General features: G+C 63.1%; 17 protein-coding genes and 1 pseudogene. 8 read left to right on the top strand and 10 right to left on the bottom strand.

The window, feature by feature from the left end:
• Window positions 1-9: 9 nt before the first annotated feature.
• From NKI16_RS07720 to NKI16_RS07690, 7 genes are all read right to left on the bottom strand, one after another.
• A complete protein-coding gene (locus NKI16_RS07720) occupies window positions 10-795 on the bottom strand; it encodes an SDR family NAD(P)-dependent oxidoreductase (protein ID WP_352620545.1) in 786 nt (261 codons plus the stop codon).
• Window position 796: 1 nt separating this feature from the next.
• The gene (locus NKI16_RS07715) at window positions 797-1792 is read right to left on the bottom strand and encodes an ABC transporter permease (protein WP_352571836.1); all 996 of its coding nucleotides are present in this window, start codon (window positions 1790-1792) and stop codon (window positions 797-799) included.
• Window positions 1793-1822: 30 nt separating this feature from the next.
• The gene (locus NKI16_RS07710) at window positions 1823-3355 is read right to left on the bottom strand and encodes a sugar ABC transporter ATP-binding protein (protein ID WP_352571837.1); all 1533 of its coding nucleotides are present in this window, start codon (window positions 3353-3355) and stop codon (window positions 1823-1825) included.
• Window positions 3345-4328, bottom strand: coding sequence for an ABC transporter permease (locus NKI16_RS07705; RefSeq protein ID WP_352571838.1), 984 nt, complete (start codon window positions 4326-4328; stop codon window positions 3345-3347). Before NKI16_RS07705 ends, NKI16_RS07710 begins: the two co-directional genes overlap by 11 nt.
• A gap of 139 nt (window positions 4329-4467) precedes the next feature.
• Window positions 4468-5499 carry a sugar ABC transporter substrate-binding protein gene (locus NKI16_RS07700; protein ID WP_023677042.1) on the bottom strand — a complete coding sequence of 344 codons (1032 nt, stop codon included), beginning with the start codon at window positions 5497-5499 and terminating at the stop codon, window positions 4468-4470.
• A 23-nt stretch (window positions 5500-5522) separates the two neighbouring features.
• Entirely contained in the window at window positions 5523-6374 is an 852-nt protein-coding gene (locus tag NKI16_RS07695; protein ID WP_023677043.1) for an IclR family transcriptional regulator, read from the bottom strand.
• On the bottom strand, window positions 6374-7516 hold the full coding sequence (locus NKI16_RS07690; RefSeq protein ID WP_352571839.1) for an ABC transporter substrate-binding protein: 1143 nt from the start codon (window positions 7514-7516) through the stop codon (window positions 6374-6376). Before NKI16_RS07690 ends, NKI16_RS07695 begins: the two co-directional genes overlap by 1 nt.
• A 622-nt stretch (window positions 7517-8138) precedes the next feature.
• Between NKI16_RS07690 and cyoA the strand changes: the two genes are divergently transcribed.
• From cyoA to cyoD, 4 genes are read left to right on the top strand one after another with little or no spacing between them, the layout of a single operon-like run.
• On the top strand, window positions 8139-9062 hold the full coding sequence (gene cyoA, locus NKI16_RS07685; protein WP_352620540.1) for a ubiquinol oxidase subunit II: 924 nt from the start codon (window positions 8139-8141) through the stop codon (window positions 9060-9062).
• Between the two features lie 2 nt (window positions 9063-9064).
• Window positions 9065-11071 (top strand): cytochrome o ubiquinol oxidase subunit I, encoded by a 2007-nt coding sequence (gene cyoB, locus NKI16_RS07680; RefSeq protein ID WP_023677047.1) that lies wholly within the window; start codon window positions 9065-9067, stop codon window positions 11069-11071.
• Window positions 11068-11718 (top strand): cytochrome o ubiquinol oxidase subunit III, encoded by a 651-nt coding sequence (gene cyoC / locus NKI16_RS07675; RefSeq protein WP_023677048.1) that lies wholly within the window; start codon window positions 11068-11070, stop codon window positions 11716-11718. Before cyoB ends, cyoC begins: the two co-directional genes overlap by 4 nt.
• The gene (cyoD, locus tag NKI16_RS07670; protein ID WP_023677049.1) at window positions 11715-12143 is read left to right on the top strand and encodes a cytochrome o ubiquinol oxidase subunit IV; all 429 of its coding nucleotides are present in this window, start codon (window positions 11715-11717) and stop codon (window positions 12141-12143) included. The genes cyoC and cyoD overlap by 4 nt, the downstream gene beginning before the upstream one ends.
• A gap of 153 nt (window positions 12144-12296) precedes the next feature.
• Here the strand turns inward: cyoD and NKI16_RS07665 are convergent, their stop codons facing one another.
• Window positions 12297-12785 (bottom strand): YbhB/YbcL family Raf kinase inhibitor-like protein, encoded by a 489-nt coding sequence (locus tag NKI16_RS07665; RefSeq protein ID WP_352571840.1) that lies wholly within the window; start codon window positions 12783-12785, stop codon window positions 12297-12299.
• A gap of 136 nt (window positions 12786-12921) precedes the next feature.
• Between NKI16_RS07665 and NKI16_RS07660 the strand changes: the two genes are divergently transcribed.
• The 3 genes from NKI16_RS07660 to NKI16_RS07650 are packed head-to-tail and all read left to right on the top strand — an operon-like array spanning window position 12922 to window position 14797.
• Window positions 12922-14103 carry a DUF3182 family protein gene (locus tag NKI16_RS07660; protein ID WP_023677051.1) on the top strand — a complete coding sequence of 394 codons (1182 nt, stop codon included), beginning with the start codon at window positions 12922-12924 and terminating at the stop codon, window positions 14101-14103.
• 50 nt (window positions 14104-14153) lie between these two features.
• Window positions 14154-14564, top strand: coding sequence for a SpoIIAA family protein (locus NKI16_RS07655; protein ID WP_352645257.1), 411 nt, complete (start codon window positions 14154-14156; stop codon window positions 14562-14564).
• Between the two features lie 17 nt (window positions 14565-14581).
• Complete coding sequence (locus tag NKI16_RS07650) at window positions 14582-14797, top strand: hypothetical protein (RefSeq protein WP_031211849.1); 216 nt, start codon at window positions 14582-14584, stop codon at window positions 14795-14797.
• A 39-nt stretch (window positions 14798-14836) separates the two neighbouring features.
• Here the strand turns inward: NKI16_RS07650 and NKI16_RS07645 are convergent, their stop codons facing one another.
• Both NKI16_RS07645 and NKI16_RS07640 read right to left on the bottom strand, forming a co-directional pair.
• Entirely contained in the window at window positions 14837-15160 is a 324-nt protein-coding gene (locus NKI16_RS07645; protein WP_023677054.1) for a hypothetical protein, read from the bottom strand.
• A gap of 204 nt (window positions 15161-15364) precedes the next feature.
• Window positions 15365-15802, bottom strand: a complete 438-nt coding sequence (locus tag NKI16_RS07640) for an Lrp/AsnC family transcriptional regulator (RefSeq protein WP_023677055.1) — start codon at window positions 15800-15802, stop codon at window positions 15365-15367.
• 129 nt (window positions 15803-15931) lie between these two features.
• Here NKI16_RS07640 and NKI16_RS07635 point away from each other — a divergent pair.
• A pseudogene (locus NKI16_RS07635) lies at window positions 15932-16297 on the top strand (arginase family protein); the annotation flags it as partial.
• Window positions 16298-16372 lie beyond the last annotated feature (75 nt).

Genomic DNA, 16372 nt, shown 5'->3' with positions numbered 1-16372 from the left:
CGTTGGTTGTCAAAGCAGGTCGGGTACGTAGCGGGGTGCTGCGGTGAGGCCGCCGTCGACGCGCAGGTCGGTACCGGTGGTGAAGCCGGCGGCGTCGGAGGCCAGATAGACGGCGGCTTCGGCCACCTCGGACGGTTTGCCGATGCGGCCGAGCGGATGCATCTTGACCCAGGCCTTGGCGAGATTGCCGCCGATCTCCTTGACCAATTTGTCGTTCATCGGCGTGTTGATGGTGCCGGGCGAGATCGAGTTGACGCGGATGTTGAGCGGGCCGAACTCGACCGCCATCTGGCGCGTCATCGCCATCACCGCACCCTTGGCGCCGGCATAGGCGGTCCAGCCCTCGAGCCCGATATGACCTTGCGCCGAGGCCATGTTGATGATCGAGCCGGATTTCTGCGCGATCATATGCGGCAGCGCATATTTGCAGCCGCGGAACACGCTGGTCAGGTTGACCGCGATCAGCCGGTGCCACTGCTCGTCGGTCATCTCATGGACCGGCATGCCGCCGATGGCGATGGCGGCATTGTTGACGAGAATGTCGAGATGGCCGGTCTTGCCGACGGCTGCGGCGATAAGAGCGGCGATATCGGCCTCGTCCGCGACGTCGCAATGGATGTAGTCGGCGCGGTGGCCGGCGGCGCGCAGCTCGGCTGCGAATTTTTCACCCTTCTCGTCGGCGATGTCGCCGAGGAAGACGTGCGCGCCTTCCCTTGCCATCGCCTCGCTGATCGCGTGGCCGATGCCGTCGGCGGCGCCGGTGACGATTGCGGTTTTCCCTTTGAGACGATCCATATCAGCCTCCAATGGCGTGCCGGCGCTTTGCTTCGTCGAAGGCGACGGCGGCAATGATGATCATGCCGGTGATGACCAGTTGCCACTCGGTCGGCAGGCCGAGACCGCGCAGCCCGTTGGACAGGAACTGCAGGATCAGCACGCCGAGCGCCATGCCGGTCAGGCTGCCTATGCCGCCGGCAAGGCTCACCCCGCCGAGCACGGTTGCGGCAACGACCTGGAACTCGAAATTCAGCCCGGCCGTATGCTGCGCCGAACCGACGCGGGCTGCCAGGATGATGCCGGCTACCGTCGCCAGCAGCGCGCTGATGATGAAGCAGGTGAACTTGACGCGGCGCACGTCGTAACCCGCCAGCCGTGCCACTTCCGGATTGCCGCCGACGGCATAGATCTGCCGCCCGAACGGCCGGTGCTGCATCACGTAGGCGAAGACGGCGAGCAGGACGATGGCGATGACAGCCGAATAGGGAACGACGTTGAACAGGCGGCCGTCCGACAGCGCGATGAAGCTGTCGAGCGCGGCATCGTCTGGAATAGCACGCTGGCCGGTATAGAGATAAACGCCGCCGCGCATGATGAACATCGTGCCCAGGGTCACGATCAGCGAGTTGATGCCGGCATAGGCCGTCAGATAGCCATTCACGACGCCGATGATCAGCCCGAACAGCAGCGCGCCACTGATGCCGAGCACAAGCGAGTTGGTGTCGTTCATGATGATGATCAGCGGCAGCGCGATCGTCGCCAGCAGCGAGCCGATCGAGATGTCGACCTCGCCTGATATGAAGACGATGGCGCAGCCGATGCCGGCTGTCAGCGCCAGCGAAGCCTGACCGAGCACATTGGTGATGTTGCGCACGGAGAAGAAATTCTCGGCGGTGAAGGAAAAGAACGCGATCACCAGGATGAGGCAGAGGAGCAATGCCAATTCCTGCCGCGCGACGAGCCGCGCCAGCATGGACGGCCCAGCTTTCATGGTGTCGGTGCTTGCCAGGCTCATCGCTTGGTCCCTTTGCGAAGCGTCATCGTCTTAGCCGATCGCCGCATTGAGGATGTTCTCCTGCGTGGCCTCGTCGCGAGGCATGATCGCGGTGAGGCGGCCTTCGCACATCACCGCGATGCGGTCGGCAAGCCCCAGCAGCTCGGGCATTTCGGACGTCATCATGACGACCGCCAGGCCCTCGCCGGCGAGCCGGTCGATGAGCGCAAAAATCTCCGACTTGGCGCCGACGTCGATGCCGCGGGTCGGCTCGTCGACGACGATCACCTTCAGGCCTCGCATCAGCCAGCGCGAGATCAGCACCTTCTGCTGATTGCCGCCGGACAGATTCTTGACCTGCTGGAACAGGCTGGGCGTCCGGATGCGGAAACGGTCGACATAGTCCTGCACCGCCTTGCGTTCGCTGACCTTGTCGACGAAGCCCATTCTGGCGAAGGCGCCGAGTGAGGCGAGGCTGGCATTCTGGTAGACCGGCAACTCGCCCATCAGCCCCTCGCTCTTGCGGTCCTCGGTGAGCAGGCCGATGCCGAGCCGGACGCCGGTGTGCGTTTCGTGCGGCAGCAGCCGGCTGCCATCGACCGAAATGGCGCCGGAAGTGATCGGGTCGAAGCCGACGATGGCCTTGGCGAGCTCGGTCCGGCCGGCCCCCATCAGGCCGAAGAAGCCGAGGACCTCGCCGGCATGCGCCTCGAACGACACATCCTTCAGCTTCTTGGCGGTGCTGAGCCCTTCAACGGAAAGCGCGACCTTGCTGCCCGGCGCGCCGCGCTTGCGAGGGAACAGGTTTTCGATGCGCCGGCCGATCATGTCCTGGATCAGCGTGTCGTTGGTGTGCTCGCCGATCGGCCTGGTCGAGACGTGGCGGCCATCGCGCAGCACGGTCACGGTGTCGGCGATCTCGAAGACCTCGTCGAGCTTGTGGCTGACATAGAGCACCGCGATGCCGAGCGCGGCCAGCCGGCGGATGACGGTGAACAGCAGCGAGACCTCGTTCGGCGTCAGCGAGGAGGTCGGCTCGTCCATCACCACGACGCGGGCCTCATGGGCGAGTGCGCGGGCGATCTCGACCATCTGCTGCTGGCTGACCGGCAGCGATCCCGTGCGCGCCGCCGGGTCGACATTGAAGCCGATACGCTTGAACAGAGCGGCCGCATCGGCACGGATCTTCTTCCAGTCGATCGAGCCGCCTTTGCCGGTCGGATAGCCTTCGAGGAAGATGTTTTCGGCGACGCTGAATTCAGCGATCAGCGCGATCTCCTGGAACACCACCTTGATGCCCTCTTTCAGGCTATCGCGCGGCGACTTGATGTCGGCCTCGCGGCCGCGCAGGCGGATGGTGCCGGCATCCTTGCCGTAGACCCCGGCCATGATCTTGATCAGCGTCGACTTGCCGGCGCCGTTCTCGCCCATCAGGGCATGGATTTTGCCGGGTTCCAAGGTCAGATCGACATTGTCCAGCGCCACCACGCCGGGAAAACGCTTGCCGATGCCGCGCATCTCCAGCGCCGGCACGCTTTTGTCGACGGCCGCGGTTTTGCCGGGGTGAAGGAAATCAACCGACATTGGCTCTGTTCCGGACGATGTCGAGATAGGTCGCCAGGATGATGACGATGCCAGGCACCACCATCTGCAGGTCCTGGTTCCAGCCGAGGATGATGATGCCGTTGTCGATGACCTTCAGCACCAGCACGCCCAGCAACGTGCCGAGCAGCGAACCGCGGCCGCCAAGCAGGCTGGTGCCGCCGAGGATGACGGCGGCAATCACCGTCAGCTCGAAGCCGCGGCCGGCGGTCGGCTGGCCGGCATTCATCAGCGACGACAGGATCATGCCGGCGATGCCGACGCACAGGCCGGTGACGACGAAGGCGAACAGTTTCAGCCGTTGCGAGCGCACGCCGGAGAGACGAACCGCGCGCTCGTTGGCGCCGACAGCGTAGAGATAACGGCCGAGCGTGGTGAAGCGCAGCGTTGCCGCGGCCAGCGCGAAAATCAGCGCGGCAATGACTACGGGCAGCGGGATCGCGCCGAGATAGCCGGCGCCGAGATCGGTGAAGCCGGCAAGCCGGTGGTGGTTCTGCACCGCCTCGCGGGTGAACAGATAAACGCCGCCCTGCAGCATCATCATGGTGCCGATGGTGGCGATCAGCGAGTTCACTTTGAGCCTGGTGACGACCAGCCCGTTGAACAGGCCGACGGCACCGGCAAAGGCGAGCGCCGCCAGCAGCCCGAGCGTCAGGCTGTGCGTTGAATTCAGCACGGCCATGCCGATGCAGCCGACAAAAGCCAGCGATGCACCGACCGACAGGTCGACTTCCGCGGTGATGATCAGCATCGTCATGCCGGAGGCGACGATCAGCACCAGCGCGCATTGGCGCAGGATGGCGATGATGTTGGCCTCGGAATAGAATTGCGGCGCGGCAATCGAAATGGCGATGCAGAGCACGGCCAGGATCACGCCGAGCACCAGCTGGCTGCTGCCCAGCAGCTGGCCGCCGATGAAACGCCTTGGCGCGGAGGATTGCGTAAGCTCGCTCATGTCCATTTCATTTCCGGGCCCGTATCGGTGCCGTCGCCGTCTGGAACTGCCGGCCAAAACAGGACGGTTGCCCTGTTTTGCCGTCGGCATATCCGATCCGCCACCCTTCCCGCCGTGCGGGAAGGGCTACCCGGAATCCTTACTTCTTCAGATCGGCGGAAGTTTTCATGCATTTTTCCGGTGGCTGAAGCGCATTGACGGCATCCCATTTGATTTTGCGTGTGGTGCCATCGTAGTCGTAGAACTTCTTCCAGTCGTCACCGTTCATCGGCGCGGTGGGGCTGACGATGTGTTCCGGCACCTCTTCGCCGTTGAAGAGCTTAACCGCTGCATCGATGGCGGTGTAGCCTTCCTTTTCCGGGAACATCGCGGCTTCGATGCGATAGGACGGCTCGTTCTGCATTGCATTGATGAAGGCGAGGCCTTCGCCGCCGGTGCCGACCGTCAACAGGCCGTCCTGCGACTTGCCGGCCGCTTTCCAGGCCTGAAGGCCGCCGAGCGAGGAGGAATCGTTGATGCCGTAGATGATGTTGATGTCGGCGTTCTTGGCAAGTGCCGCCGAAGAGACCTCGAGCGCGCGATCGGGATTGCCGCCACCGTCGAGGTCGTGGACCATGACCGCGTCGGGGATGATGGTCTTCAGGCCATCCATGAAACCCTGCGACCGCAGCACCGTGGCGGACAGCAGCGGCAAGCCGACATTCATCACCTTGGCTTTGCCTTCGAGCTTTTCCTTGGCGTATTTGCCGGCTTCGACGCCGGCGGTGTAGCCGGTGTCGTAGTCGCAGATCGCGACCATTGTGGTCATGCCCTTGACCGGATTGCCTTCGAGCACGACTGGAACGTTGTTGGATTTCGCCTGGCGCAGCAGCGGCACGACGCCTTCCTCGTTGACGGGCGTGATGATCAGGACGTCGACGCCCTTGGCCATGAAATCTTCGGCGGCGGAGACCTCCTTGGCAACGTCCAGATTGGCGTCCTGCACCTCGAGCTCGATACCAAGTTCCTTGGCGCGGGACTGCATGCCCTTGATGACGTTCTGATACCACTCATGCGTGGCGTAGTTGGTGACGTAGCCGATGCGCTTCGGCATGTTTTCGGCGTGTGCCGCGGCGGCGCTCAGAGCAAGCACCGCCGCCGAGGCAAACAGCATCGATTTGGACCAGTTCATGTTTCTTCTCCCTGTATTTCTTGTCAGTTGCTGAACGGATAGTCCCGCCGTTCCGGGTCGGCACGTGAAGAGGCGGCAGCTTCGCCCGCGCCCAGCGCCGCCGATATCGTCTCGGCCGCCGCCTTCGTCCGCTCGAAGACGGTGCTGCGATCGAAGCGGGCGGCCTTTTGCGGCAGGAAGGGGACGGTGAGCGCGGCAATGACGGCGCCGGTATGGTCGCGCACCGGCATCGAGATGTTGGTGCAGCCCTCGACAGCCAGCGAGGCGCGCATTTCATAGCCGAGCCTTGCGACCTCGTTCAGCCGCGCTTCGATTTCCGTCCGGCTGCCTTGGCCTTCGCCTGCGGCGACGATCCGTTCGACGATGCGGTCGCGCTCGGCGCGGCTCGAATGCGCCAGCAGCACCGCGCCGGAGCTCGTTTCGAGTATCGGGAAATGCGAGCCAAGGGCAACCGAATAACGCATCGGCAAAGGCGAATCGATCTGCAGCACGACCAGTGCGCTCTCGCCTTCGCGCACGACGAGATGGCAGCTCTGGTCGGCATTGGCGGCCAGGCCGCGCATCACCGGCAGCGCACATTCGACCAGGCGGTTTACCGGCGGATGCATATGCGCCAGCTCGAACAGCTTCAGCGACAGGCGGAAGCGGTCCGATTGCGTCCGGAAAATGTAGCCGCGCTTCTCCAGCAACAGCAGGATGCGGTAGATCTCGTGAATGGAGCGCCCCATTCCGGTGGCGATCTCGGTTTGGGTCAGCGGCTCGCCGCTGGCAGCCATGAATTCCAGTATGTCGAGCGCCTTCTCCACCGCCGGCACCCGATAGCCGTTGCGGCCGCTTTCGCCTTCGTCGACGATCTGGGCAATATCGGCGGCCATTACGCGACGCTCCGTTGCGGCTGGCCATGCCTGGTCTCGCGATAGAGCCGGTTCAGCCGATCCGCGAGCTCGGCCGCCTGCAATTCGCCGGCGATCGCCGCCGCGGCATGAGGGGCGCATTGGCGGAAGAAGCTGATGAAGCCCGGATGGGTCGGGCGCAGATAGGAGGCTTCGATCGTCGCCAGAGTCGAGGCGAAGAAGCCGCCCGAGAGCGCGTTGACCTCGGTATCCTGCCACGCCGCCAGCGACCCCGGCTGTCCGCCGGATTTCACATAGTCGCCGCGCTGATAGCCGGGCGAGCACAGAAATAGCGCGTAATCGATGGCTGCCTGCTTGTGTTTCGATTGGGCGCTGACGCCGATGCCGGCGCCGCCGAGCAAGGCGCCGGCGGATCGCGGCGTCGGCACGTCGGCGAAGCGCAGATACGGCCTGTCTGCCTTAGAGGCGTAGTTCACATAGCCGAAGGCGAACGGCACGTAGACCACGTCGTCATGCGCGATCATCTGATCGTAGCAACGGATCGGGTTCCATTTCGGCGAGTTCGGGTGCGACAGCGCCGCAAGCTGGCGCAACTGCCCGACGGCCTGCTCGATTTTTTCCCCGGCGATGAACTCGTCGCCGTCTTCCCGGGGCTCACCCAGCGTCAAAAGCAGGCACATGGCGTCAGTCGGCACCAACGGCAGCCCAAGCCATTTGCCGTCCTTCAAGGCGCGCCGGCCGAGCTCCAGCACCTCGTCATGGCTGCGCGGCAGCGGCCCGTAGCGCTCCAGCAGATCGGGGCGATATGAGGCAACCTGACAGGCAGCATCGATCGGCAACGCCCATTGGCGCCCGTCCCTTGCGTAGGATTGCCAGGACGCGCCGACCGAATCCCGTTCGAAGCCGCGGCGCTGCTCGGCCGACAAATCGAACGGCACCATCAGCCCGCCTTCGGCAATATCGCCGATGAACGGATGGTCGAACACGACAAGATCATAGGCGCCGAGCACCGGACCAAGCGCGCCCTCGCCGAACTCGTAGAGGCTGCGGCGGTCCCATTCGATCTCAAGACCGGGATTGGCGGCACAATACGGCCCGATGCTGGCGTCGAGCGGACCCCAGCAGCGTCGGTGATCCCACGCGAGGCCGCGCAGTCTTGTCATGCCGAAATTCCTCCCAGAGGCGGCCATGCGCCGGCCCAGCCGATTAGTAGCAACTATTTTCACCTAGACAAGTAGTTTTTACATACGCAAAGCCAGTCCTCGCTTCTGTTTGGCGAGAAAGCCGCCCAACCATCCTTGGTGCGCATCGCGTTGCCGCCGGCCTGCAACCAAAGGCTGCGATGGATCTGGCTTTTTGGGAACTTTCGCGACGAACATTCGTTCGGTTGGCGCAGCCATCTGGAGCAGCATCACTGGGCAGCGTCACTGGATTCAGCGCCGAGTCGCGGGGAGCGGACTAAATGGACAACGGTGGGCGCGGCCATGAACCGGTTTACCGCCTTGGCATTCGCCACGTTTCTGGCGATAACTTCGATCTGGGTCCTGTCGCTGGTTTCTTAAGATTTGGCTCTGGTTGCTTGGGATTTGCCGCTGGTTTTTAGGATTTGGAGGGGTTCTCGACAGGTCGACCGCTTAACGATGACGTCCGCCGCATGTGGTTCTGCCAGCCGGAGCCGCGTGCGTGAAGAAACTGTCGCCAGGAGCACACCGGCGCGCACATTCGGGGTTGGCAGCCACGCTGCCTGCAACGTTCCAATCGGTTTTCAGGAAACGGCGAGATCTCATGCTGCTGAGGGTGATCGTTCGAAACTGTGCCGCCATCCGTCTTGGCTGCCTCGGCGCGACGATTTTGCTGGTCGGGCTGCTTGCCGGCTGCCAGGGCGGCGTGCTCGATCCGCAAGGGCCGGTGGGGGCGGCGCAGCGGACGATCCTGCTCAATTCGGTCGCCATCATGCTGGCCATCGTCATCCCGACGATCGTGGCGACGCTCGGCTTTGCCTGGTGGTTCCGGGAAACCAACACAAGAGCGCGGTACCTGCCGGAATGGGCCTATTCCGGACGCATCGAACTGGTGGTCTGGTCGATCCCCATCCTCGTCATCCTGTTTCTGAGCGGCATCATCTGGATCGGGTCGCATGACCTCGATCCAATGAAGCCGCTGGATTCGCAGCAAAAGCCGCTTGAGGTGCAGGTCGTCTCGCTCGACTGGAAATGGCTGTTCATCTACCCCGAGCAGAATGTGGCGAGCATCAACCAGCTCGTGGTGCCGGCGGGCAGGCCGGTGCATTTCTCGCTTACCTCGGCAAGCGTCATGAACGCGTTCTTCGTGCCTCAGCTTGGCGGCATGATCTATACGATGAATGGCATGACGACGCAGCTTCACCTGCAGGCGGATCAGCCCGGCGAATTCTATGGGCGGTCGGCCCATTTCAGCGGTGACGGTTTTCCAGGCATGCAATTCGTGCTGCATGCCGTCGCAGCGGATGCCTTCGACGCGTTTGTCAATTCGGCGCGAAGCCAGGGACAGGCACTCGACAAGGCCAGCTACCAGGAACTGGCCAGACAGAGCATCGACGTGCCGCCTTCGACCTATCGCTCGGTCGAGCCGGACCTTTTCCATGAAATCGCGACGCAGGGCGTTCCGCCCGCGCCCGGTCCCCAGGCCGGTCGCCCCGAGCCGAGCGTATCGCCCGCGACAGGAGGCTGACAATGCTCGGAAAATTGAGCTGGGACGTCATTCCGTTCGATCAGCCTCTGCCGATGATCGCCTCGGCGGTCGTCGCCCTGGCAATTCTCGGCGTGCTGGCCTGGGTCTTCCTGGCCGGCCATTTCCCCTATCTGTGGCGCGAATGGATCACCAGCGTCGATCACAAGCGGATCGGCGTGATGTACACGCTGCTGGCGCTGCTGATGCTGCTGCGCGGCTTCAGCGACGCCGTCATGATGCGGTCCCAGCAAGCCCTCGCCTTCCAGGCGCCCGGCTATCTGCCGCCCGATCACTTCAACCAGGTCTTTTCCGCCCACGGCACCATCATGATCTTTTTCGGGGCGATGCCGTTCGTCATCGGCCTGATGAACCTGGTCGTGCCGCTGCAGCTCGGCGTCCGCGACGTTGCCTTTCCGACGCTCAACTCGGTGAGCTTCTGGCTCACCGCCACCGGTGCGCTGCTGGTCAACATCTCGCTGGTGATCGGCGAATTCGCCCGTACCGGATGGCTGCCCTATCCGCCGCTCAGCGAGACCGCCTATTCGCCGGGCGTCGGCGTCGACTATTATCTGTGGGCGGTGCAGATATCGGGCGTCGGAACGCTGCTCACCGGGATCAATTTCGTCACCACGATCCTGAAGATGCGGGCGCCCGGCATGAGCTACCTCAGGATGTCGATGTTCTGCTGGACCTCACTCGCCGCCAGCCTGCTCATCGTCGCCGCCTTCCCGATCCTCACCGCCACGCTCGCGATGCTGACGCTCGACCGCTATTTCGGCTTTCATTTCTTCACCAATGAAGCCGGCGGCAACATGCTGATGTTCGTGAACCTGATCTGGGCCTGGGGCCATCCCGAGGTCTATATCCTCGTCCTGCCGGCGTTCGGCATCTTCTCGGAGGTCATCTCTACCTTCTCCAGCAAGCCGCTGTTCGGCTACCGCTCGATGGTGGCCGCGACGCTCTTCATCTGCATCGTCTCCTTCATGGTGTGGCTGCACCACTTCTTCACCATGGGCGCCGGGGCCGACGTCAACGCCGCGTTCGGCATCGCCACCAGCATCATTGCTGTCGGTACCGGCGTGAAGATCTACAACTGGATGTTCACCATGTATGGCGGCCGCATCCGCTTCGCGACGCCAATGCTGTGGTCGCTGGGCTTTATGGTGACGTTCGTCATCGGCGGTATGACGGGCGTGTTGCTGGCCGTGCCGCCGGCCGATTTCCTGCTCCACAACAGCCTGTTCCTGGTGGCGCATTTCCACAACGTCATCATCGGCGGTGTGCTGTTCGGCGCCTTCGCGGGATATACCTACTGGTTTCCAAAGGCATTCGGTTTCCGGCTGCACGAGGGCTGGGGCAAGCTGGCCTTCTGGCTGACTCTGATCGGCTTCTACGTCACTTTCGTGCCGCTCTACGCTGTTGGCCTGCTCGGCATGACCCGCCGAATGCAGCATTTCGACGTGTCGGCATGGTATCCCTGGGTGCTGGCTGCCGGCGTCGGCATGTTAATCACTACCGCCGGCGTGGTCGCGCAGATCGTACAGCTCGTCGTCAGCATCCGGCAGCGCGCGGCGCTTCGCGACGCCACCGGAGATCCCTGGGACGGCCGCTCGCTGGAATGGGCCACGCCCTCGCCGCCGCCGGTCTTCAACTTCGCCGCGCTTCCGCATGTCGAGGGCGAAGAGCCCTACTGGAGCATCAAGCAGCGGGCACGCGAACAAAACCGGCTGCGCGACGAGCCTGACTACGAGCCGATCGAGATGCCGCGCAACAGTCCCACCGGGTTCATCTGCGCCTTCTTTGCGACCGTAATGGGTTTTGCCCTCATCTGGCACATCTGGTGGATGGTGGCGCTCGGCGCTCTCGGTGCTTTGGCCACCTTCGTCGTATTCGCGTGGCGCGACATCCCCGAATACGTCATTCCTGCCGCCGAAGTCGCCCGGATCGACCGCGCCAACCGAAGTGCCCGCCGCGAGGCGCTGGTTACCTACACAGGGCCAAGGCCATGACCGCGATCGATGTTCGAGAGCGTGACCCTTACCGCCTCCATGGCGGGCACGGCCATGCACCTGGCCACGGCGACGGCGGCCCGGCACCGATCCGGATCGTCGTCGGCTACGGCTTCTGGATCTTCCTCCTGAGCGACATCGTGATGTTCTCGGCCTTCTTCGCGGCCTACGCCGTGCTGGCGGGCAAGACGGCGGGCGGACCAAGCGGGGCCGAGCTGTTCGACCTGCGCAACGTCGCGATCGAGACGGCGGCCCTGCTTTTGTCGAGTTTTACCTGCGGTCTCGCCAGCCTCGCCGTGACAGCGCGGCGAAGCTCCTGGTTCTATGTCGCGATGGCTGTCACTTTCGTGCTCGGCGCCAGCTTCATCCTGCTCGAGTTGCGCGAGTTCGCGCATATGGTTGCCCGCGATGCCGGACCGACGCGCAGTGCTTTCCTGTCGGCGTTCTTCACGCTGGTTGGATGCCATGGCCTTCACGTGACGGCGGGGCTGCTGTGGCTGCTCACGATGATGGCGCAGATCTTCGCCAAGGGATTCCGTGACGATATTCTTCGGCGTTTCATGTGCTTCAGCCTGTTCTGGCACGCCCTCGACATCATCTGGGTCGCCCTGTTCACGGTGGTCTATCTCCTGGGAGCAAGTCGATGAGCAATGCGGACGATCGCCACGCGCAACGGCGCGACACCGATGGGCTGGAGCGCTACGACATCGATACGGCGCCGGGTGACGAATACCTCGGCGACACCGAAGTCGGATCCGGGCTACGCGGCTATGTGATCGGCCTCGGGCTGGCAACGCTGTTGACCATCGCCTCGTTCTGGTTGCTCGGAACCAACCTGATATGGGCACCCGGCATTCCGGTGGCGCTGGTCGTGCTTGCGATCGCCCAGATGGGCGTGCATCTCGTCTTCTTCCTGCACATCACGACGGGGCCGGACAACACCAACAACGCTCTAGCGCTTGCCTTCGGCGTGCTGATCGTAGTTCTGGTGATTGGCGGCTCGATCTGGATCATGGCCAACCTCGACCACAATTTGATGCCGATGAACGCGATCATGAACATGAACCGCTGATGCATGTCGCGCAAAAGTGTGCAGCGGTTTTGTGATAACGACATGCGTAAAAACAAGAATCTAAAGCGCGTCGCATGAGGCCGATCGAACGCGACGCGCTTTAGCGATTATTCCGGCCGTTCGCCGCAGTTCATGCGACAGCGAGCTCCGGTCTCAAGCCCGTTCGAATGTGCCGACGAGCTCGGCCTCTCCCACGACGTGCGGCGCGGCCTGTTTCAGCACGTCTTCGACGGCAGCCTTCTCGTCGAGACGCAGCGTCTCGACGTCGACCGCAAGAAGCCGGAAATGGTAATGGTGGAGCCCATGCCCAGGCGGCGGCTGGGGGCCGTCATAATGAGGATTGCCGAAATCATTGACGCCGTGTCCGAGGCTCTCGGTCTTGGCGCCGGCGGTCGTGCCTTCGGGAAGAAAGTTCCGCTGTGCGTCGATGTCGTAGACCGCCCAATGACGGAACATGCCTGAAGGGGCGTCGGGGTCCTCGACGGCCAGGACGAAGCTTTTGGTTCCTTGCGGCGCGTCCGTCCACTCCAATGGCGGCGAGACGTTGCCGCCGTCGCGGGAATAGCGCGGCGGTATTTTTTCGCCATCGAGCTTTGAGCGTGAAAGCCATGGTCTCGATCTCCCTGGCTGAGGTTCCCGCATAACAACCGCGAGCCACCGATGTTCCGGGCAGCCACCTGGTCAAACCCGCAGCCGGCCGTTGGCCGGAACATTCGCCGAGGAAGCGGGTTTTTCGGTTCGGACGCATCGCCGCGGAATGGCGGCAAGAGGCTCGGCAATGGACGAAGGGCGCGACATGACCGGGCTAAGCGGTAAGCAACCAAGCGGGGCGAAAGGTGTTGTGGTCGCATTCTCCGTGCCGGGCGGCGAGACAATCTATACCCACGAGCGGGAAACCGTCGCTGCCGTTGCGCGCACGATTGCGGCGTTGAAGGGCTTTGCCTTCCGCCAGGGCCTGCGTGACGGCGGCGGTGACAGTGGCCGACTGTATTTCGTGCCGGACGACAGCCTGCTTGCCGTCGATGCGCTCCAACTGGGCATAAACGGGCCGGACGACCTCTTCGGCGGTGTGGTGCCCTGGCGCCTCGCAACCACCAAGGCCATAACCCACGAGCTGGTGGACGGATCGGCGGCACGGCCAAAAGAATGGCACGCCGGCTTCGGCAGGGCCGTCGCCGCGGCCGTACTGCCCGGTTACACCGCATTTTCACGCCACGACGCGCTGCGCGCAGCGCAACGTCTGCTGGAGCTCGGGCTGGTCCGGTTCAAGCCACCGCGCGCTTCGCGGGGCCGCGACCAGCACACCGCCGCGACGGTCGGCGATGTCGAAAGGCTGCTGGACCAATATCCATCCTCTGACCTAAGCGAATACGGCCTTGTTCTCGAAACGCAGCTTCGCGACATCGTTACGCTGAGCGTTGGCAGAACCATGATCGACGAATTGTCGATCAGCTATTACGGCACCCAGCGGACGACGACCGACAACGACGGACAGCCCGTTTACGGCGGATCCGATCTGGTCGTCGTGCGCGGCGGATGGGAGGCGCTGGATGAGCTGCGATTATCGCCGACGCTGGGTTTGGCCGTGGCGCAGGCGAGGACCTACGACGCGGCGATGGATGGCTATCCCGGATTTTTCGCCTCACGGCGCAACTACGACATCGGCCAAGGTGTCGATTCCTCGGGCATCTGGCGATCGGGAGTGCTGGAAGCCAGTTGGCGGATCGGCGGCAGCAGCACGGCCGAGCTTGCGGCAATGGACGCCATGACGCGTGACCCCGACGTGCAGATTGTGCATGTCTCCGCCGTCAAGCAGTTCGGCAACACCGCGCAGCTGCCGCTGAATGCAGAAATCCACTTCGACGGAGAGGACCCCGAGGAGGGCCAAATCACGCGTTACACCGTCGTCACCCAGGTGATCCGAGGGCCGGTCGGGGAAGCCGGCCGATCGTCATTTTAGGTCGAAGTGAAACACGCCTTTGGCAGGGAACATCCGCGAATGGCCCGAGTTTGTTTCAGGCAGCCAGCCAGTCAGAAACCGGGGGAAAAATGATCGAGATGATTTCCGCTCCCCAGAACGTCGCCGCCTTTCGTGTCACCGGCACTGTGACAGCGGACGACTACGACAGAGTCATCCCGGCAATCGAAGCCAAACTGAGCGACCATAAGGACATCGGCGTCCTGACCGATCTTACCGATTTCGAGGACATGACGGCTGGCGCCTTGCGGCGCGACCTGCAGTATGGGCTGAGCAAACTTGGCGAGCTCCACCGCTTCAAACGTGCCGCCGTGATTTCCGACAAGCAGTGGATCAAGGCAGCTACGGAAATGACGGACGCGCTGTTTCCGCAAATCGAGGCGCGGGTGTTCCCGGAGGACGAAAAAGCCCAGGCCCTGAAATGGGTGGCAGGCGTACAATAGCGGTGTTGGAGAGTGCCATGCCGTTCGACAAACGACAGGATTCAGAAGGCCTCTGGGAGGTCTATGACAGCGAGAGCGACGAAGCCGTCGTGGTCGGCGGGTTGCCGCTTTCCGGTCTCGACGAAAGCGAAGCCGATGAAGCGATCGAAAAGCTCAATCGGGGCGATCTGACGTCGGACAACATCCCCGAGACGGTTCGGTCAGGGTGGCCTCCGACCAAGGACGGCTTGTGATGACAGCCTGACGGACGTCACCGAGGACCGGTCGCGGATCTACGACGAGGCCTTGACCCCGAGCTTGCGGGCTTTGTCCTCAAATTCGTCGCGAATATCCTCGATCGTCGGCAGATGCAGGCGCCGCAGCTGGGAGTGCAACTTTTTGGCGGCATCTGAGCTCAGGTCGCGCTTGAAATTGGTCGCGACCTCCTCGGCCGAGCCGTAATGGCGATAGCGCTCGATCTCGGTCTTCGTGGCTTGCTGGACGTGCTCGAGCGTCTTGCGTTCGGCATCGGATTTTCCGTCTGGTTTGGCCCGCACGACCGGATTGAACGCTTTGCTGATAACGAATTCGACCAGTTCCTGCTGGGCGTGAGCCATGATTGTTCTCCCTCGAAGAAGGGCTGTCCGAGCCTAGAACGGTTCATCGGGGGAAACGCTGAACCGATCTCTCTTGTTTGACGCAATTCCGAACGGAAAACCGTTTCACACTTTTCCTGGAATTGCTCTAACCGCACCGGCAATTGAAGGTTCTGTGGCTTCGGATTTCGTTATCGCTACAGGCCCAAGGCGGTTCCTCGAAGGTCACAGCCGCGCCTTGGTGGTGCGCGGCGTTGCCAGGAGCAGGCTTGTTTCGCTGCCGGTAATTCCGGGGATCAGGCGGATACGTCTCAGCACCGCGTCGAACTCGCTCAGGGTCTGGGTTCCGAGTTCTATCACCAGATCCCAGCGGCCATTGGTGGTGTGGATGGTCGAGACCTCGGAGAAGCCGCCCAGCGCCCGAATGACGCGATCGGCGGCGTGGCCTTCGATCTCGATCATCATGATGCCACGCACGCGCTGATCGACCGCGTCGGCGCGCAGAATGACGGTGTAGCCGACGATGACGCCGTCTCTTTCAAGCCGCTCGATCCGGGACCTTACCGTTGCCCGGGAGACACCCAGGCTAACGGCAAGGTCGGAAATGCTGCGCCGGGCGTCGTGCCGCAAAGAGGTGATGATCTGCTCGTCGAGGTGGTCCATGATTGCTCACAACGGAAGTAGATGCTGCCGCTATGGTAAGGCACTTCGACAAATTTGCCAATTTGACATGTTCATTCTGCCAGCGATGCCGGCTTCAATAAAGGCATCGTAATTGGCGGGGTATGACAAATGCATTGCACGATCGTTGGGGCGCCGATCCAGGCCGGCTCAGGCCGCATGGGCTGCGAGATGGGGCCGAGTGCGCTGCGCACGGCCGGCCTGGCCGGCGCACTGACCGAGCTCGGCCATACGCTGACCGACCTCGGAACGATCGTCCCTGCCGACATGCGTCCTGTCGTACACGGCAACGCGGCGGTGAAGGCGCTGCCGGAAATTGCGGCCTGGACGGCGGCAATCAGCGAAACGGCCTATGCCGCGAGCGCCGATGCGATGCCGATCTTTCTCGGCGGCGACCACAGCATTTCGGCCGGCACGCTCGCCGGCATTGCCCGCCGGGCGGGGCATTCCCCCCGGCCGCGCGTGGGGGTGTGGGTGTAAGGGGCCCCCGAGTTTAATAAGCGAGGGCCGCCGACCCTCCGGCATTTGCATGGGTGTGCCCCTGGGTAGTTC

The sequence above is a fragment of the Mesorhizobium sp. M0698 genome, from assembly GCF_040320455.1.
Lineage (GTDB): Bacteria > Pseudomonadota > Alphaproteobacteria > Rhizobiales > Rhizobiaceae > Mesorhizobium.
Note: the sequence above shows the minus strand (reverse complement) of the source record. Positions and strands in the feature narration are given on the sequence as shown.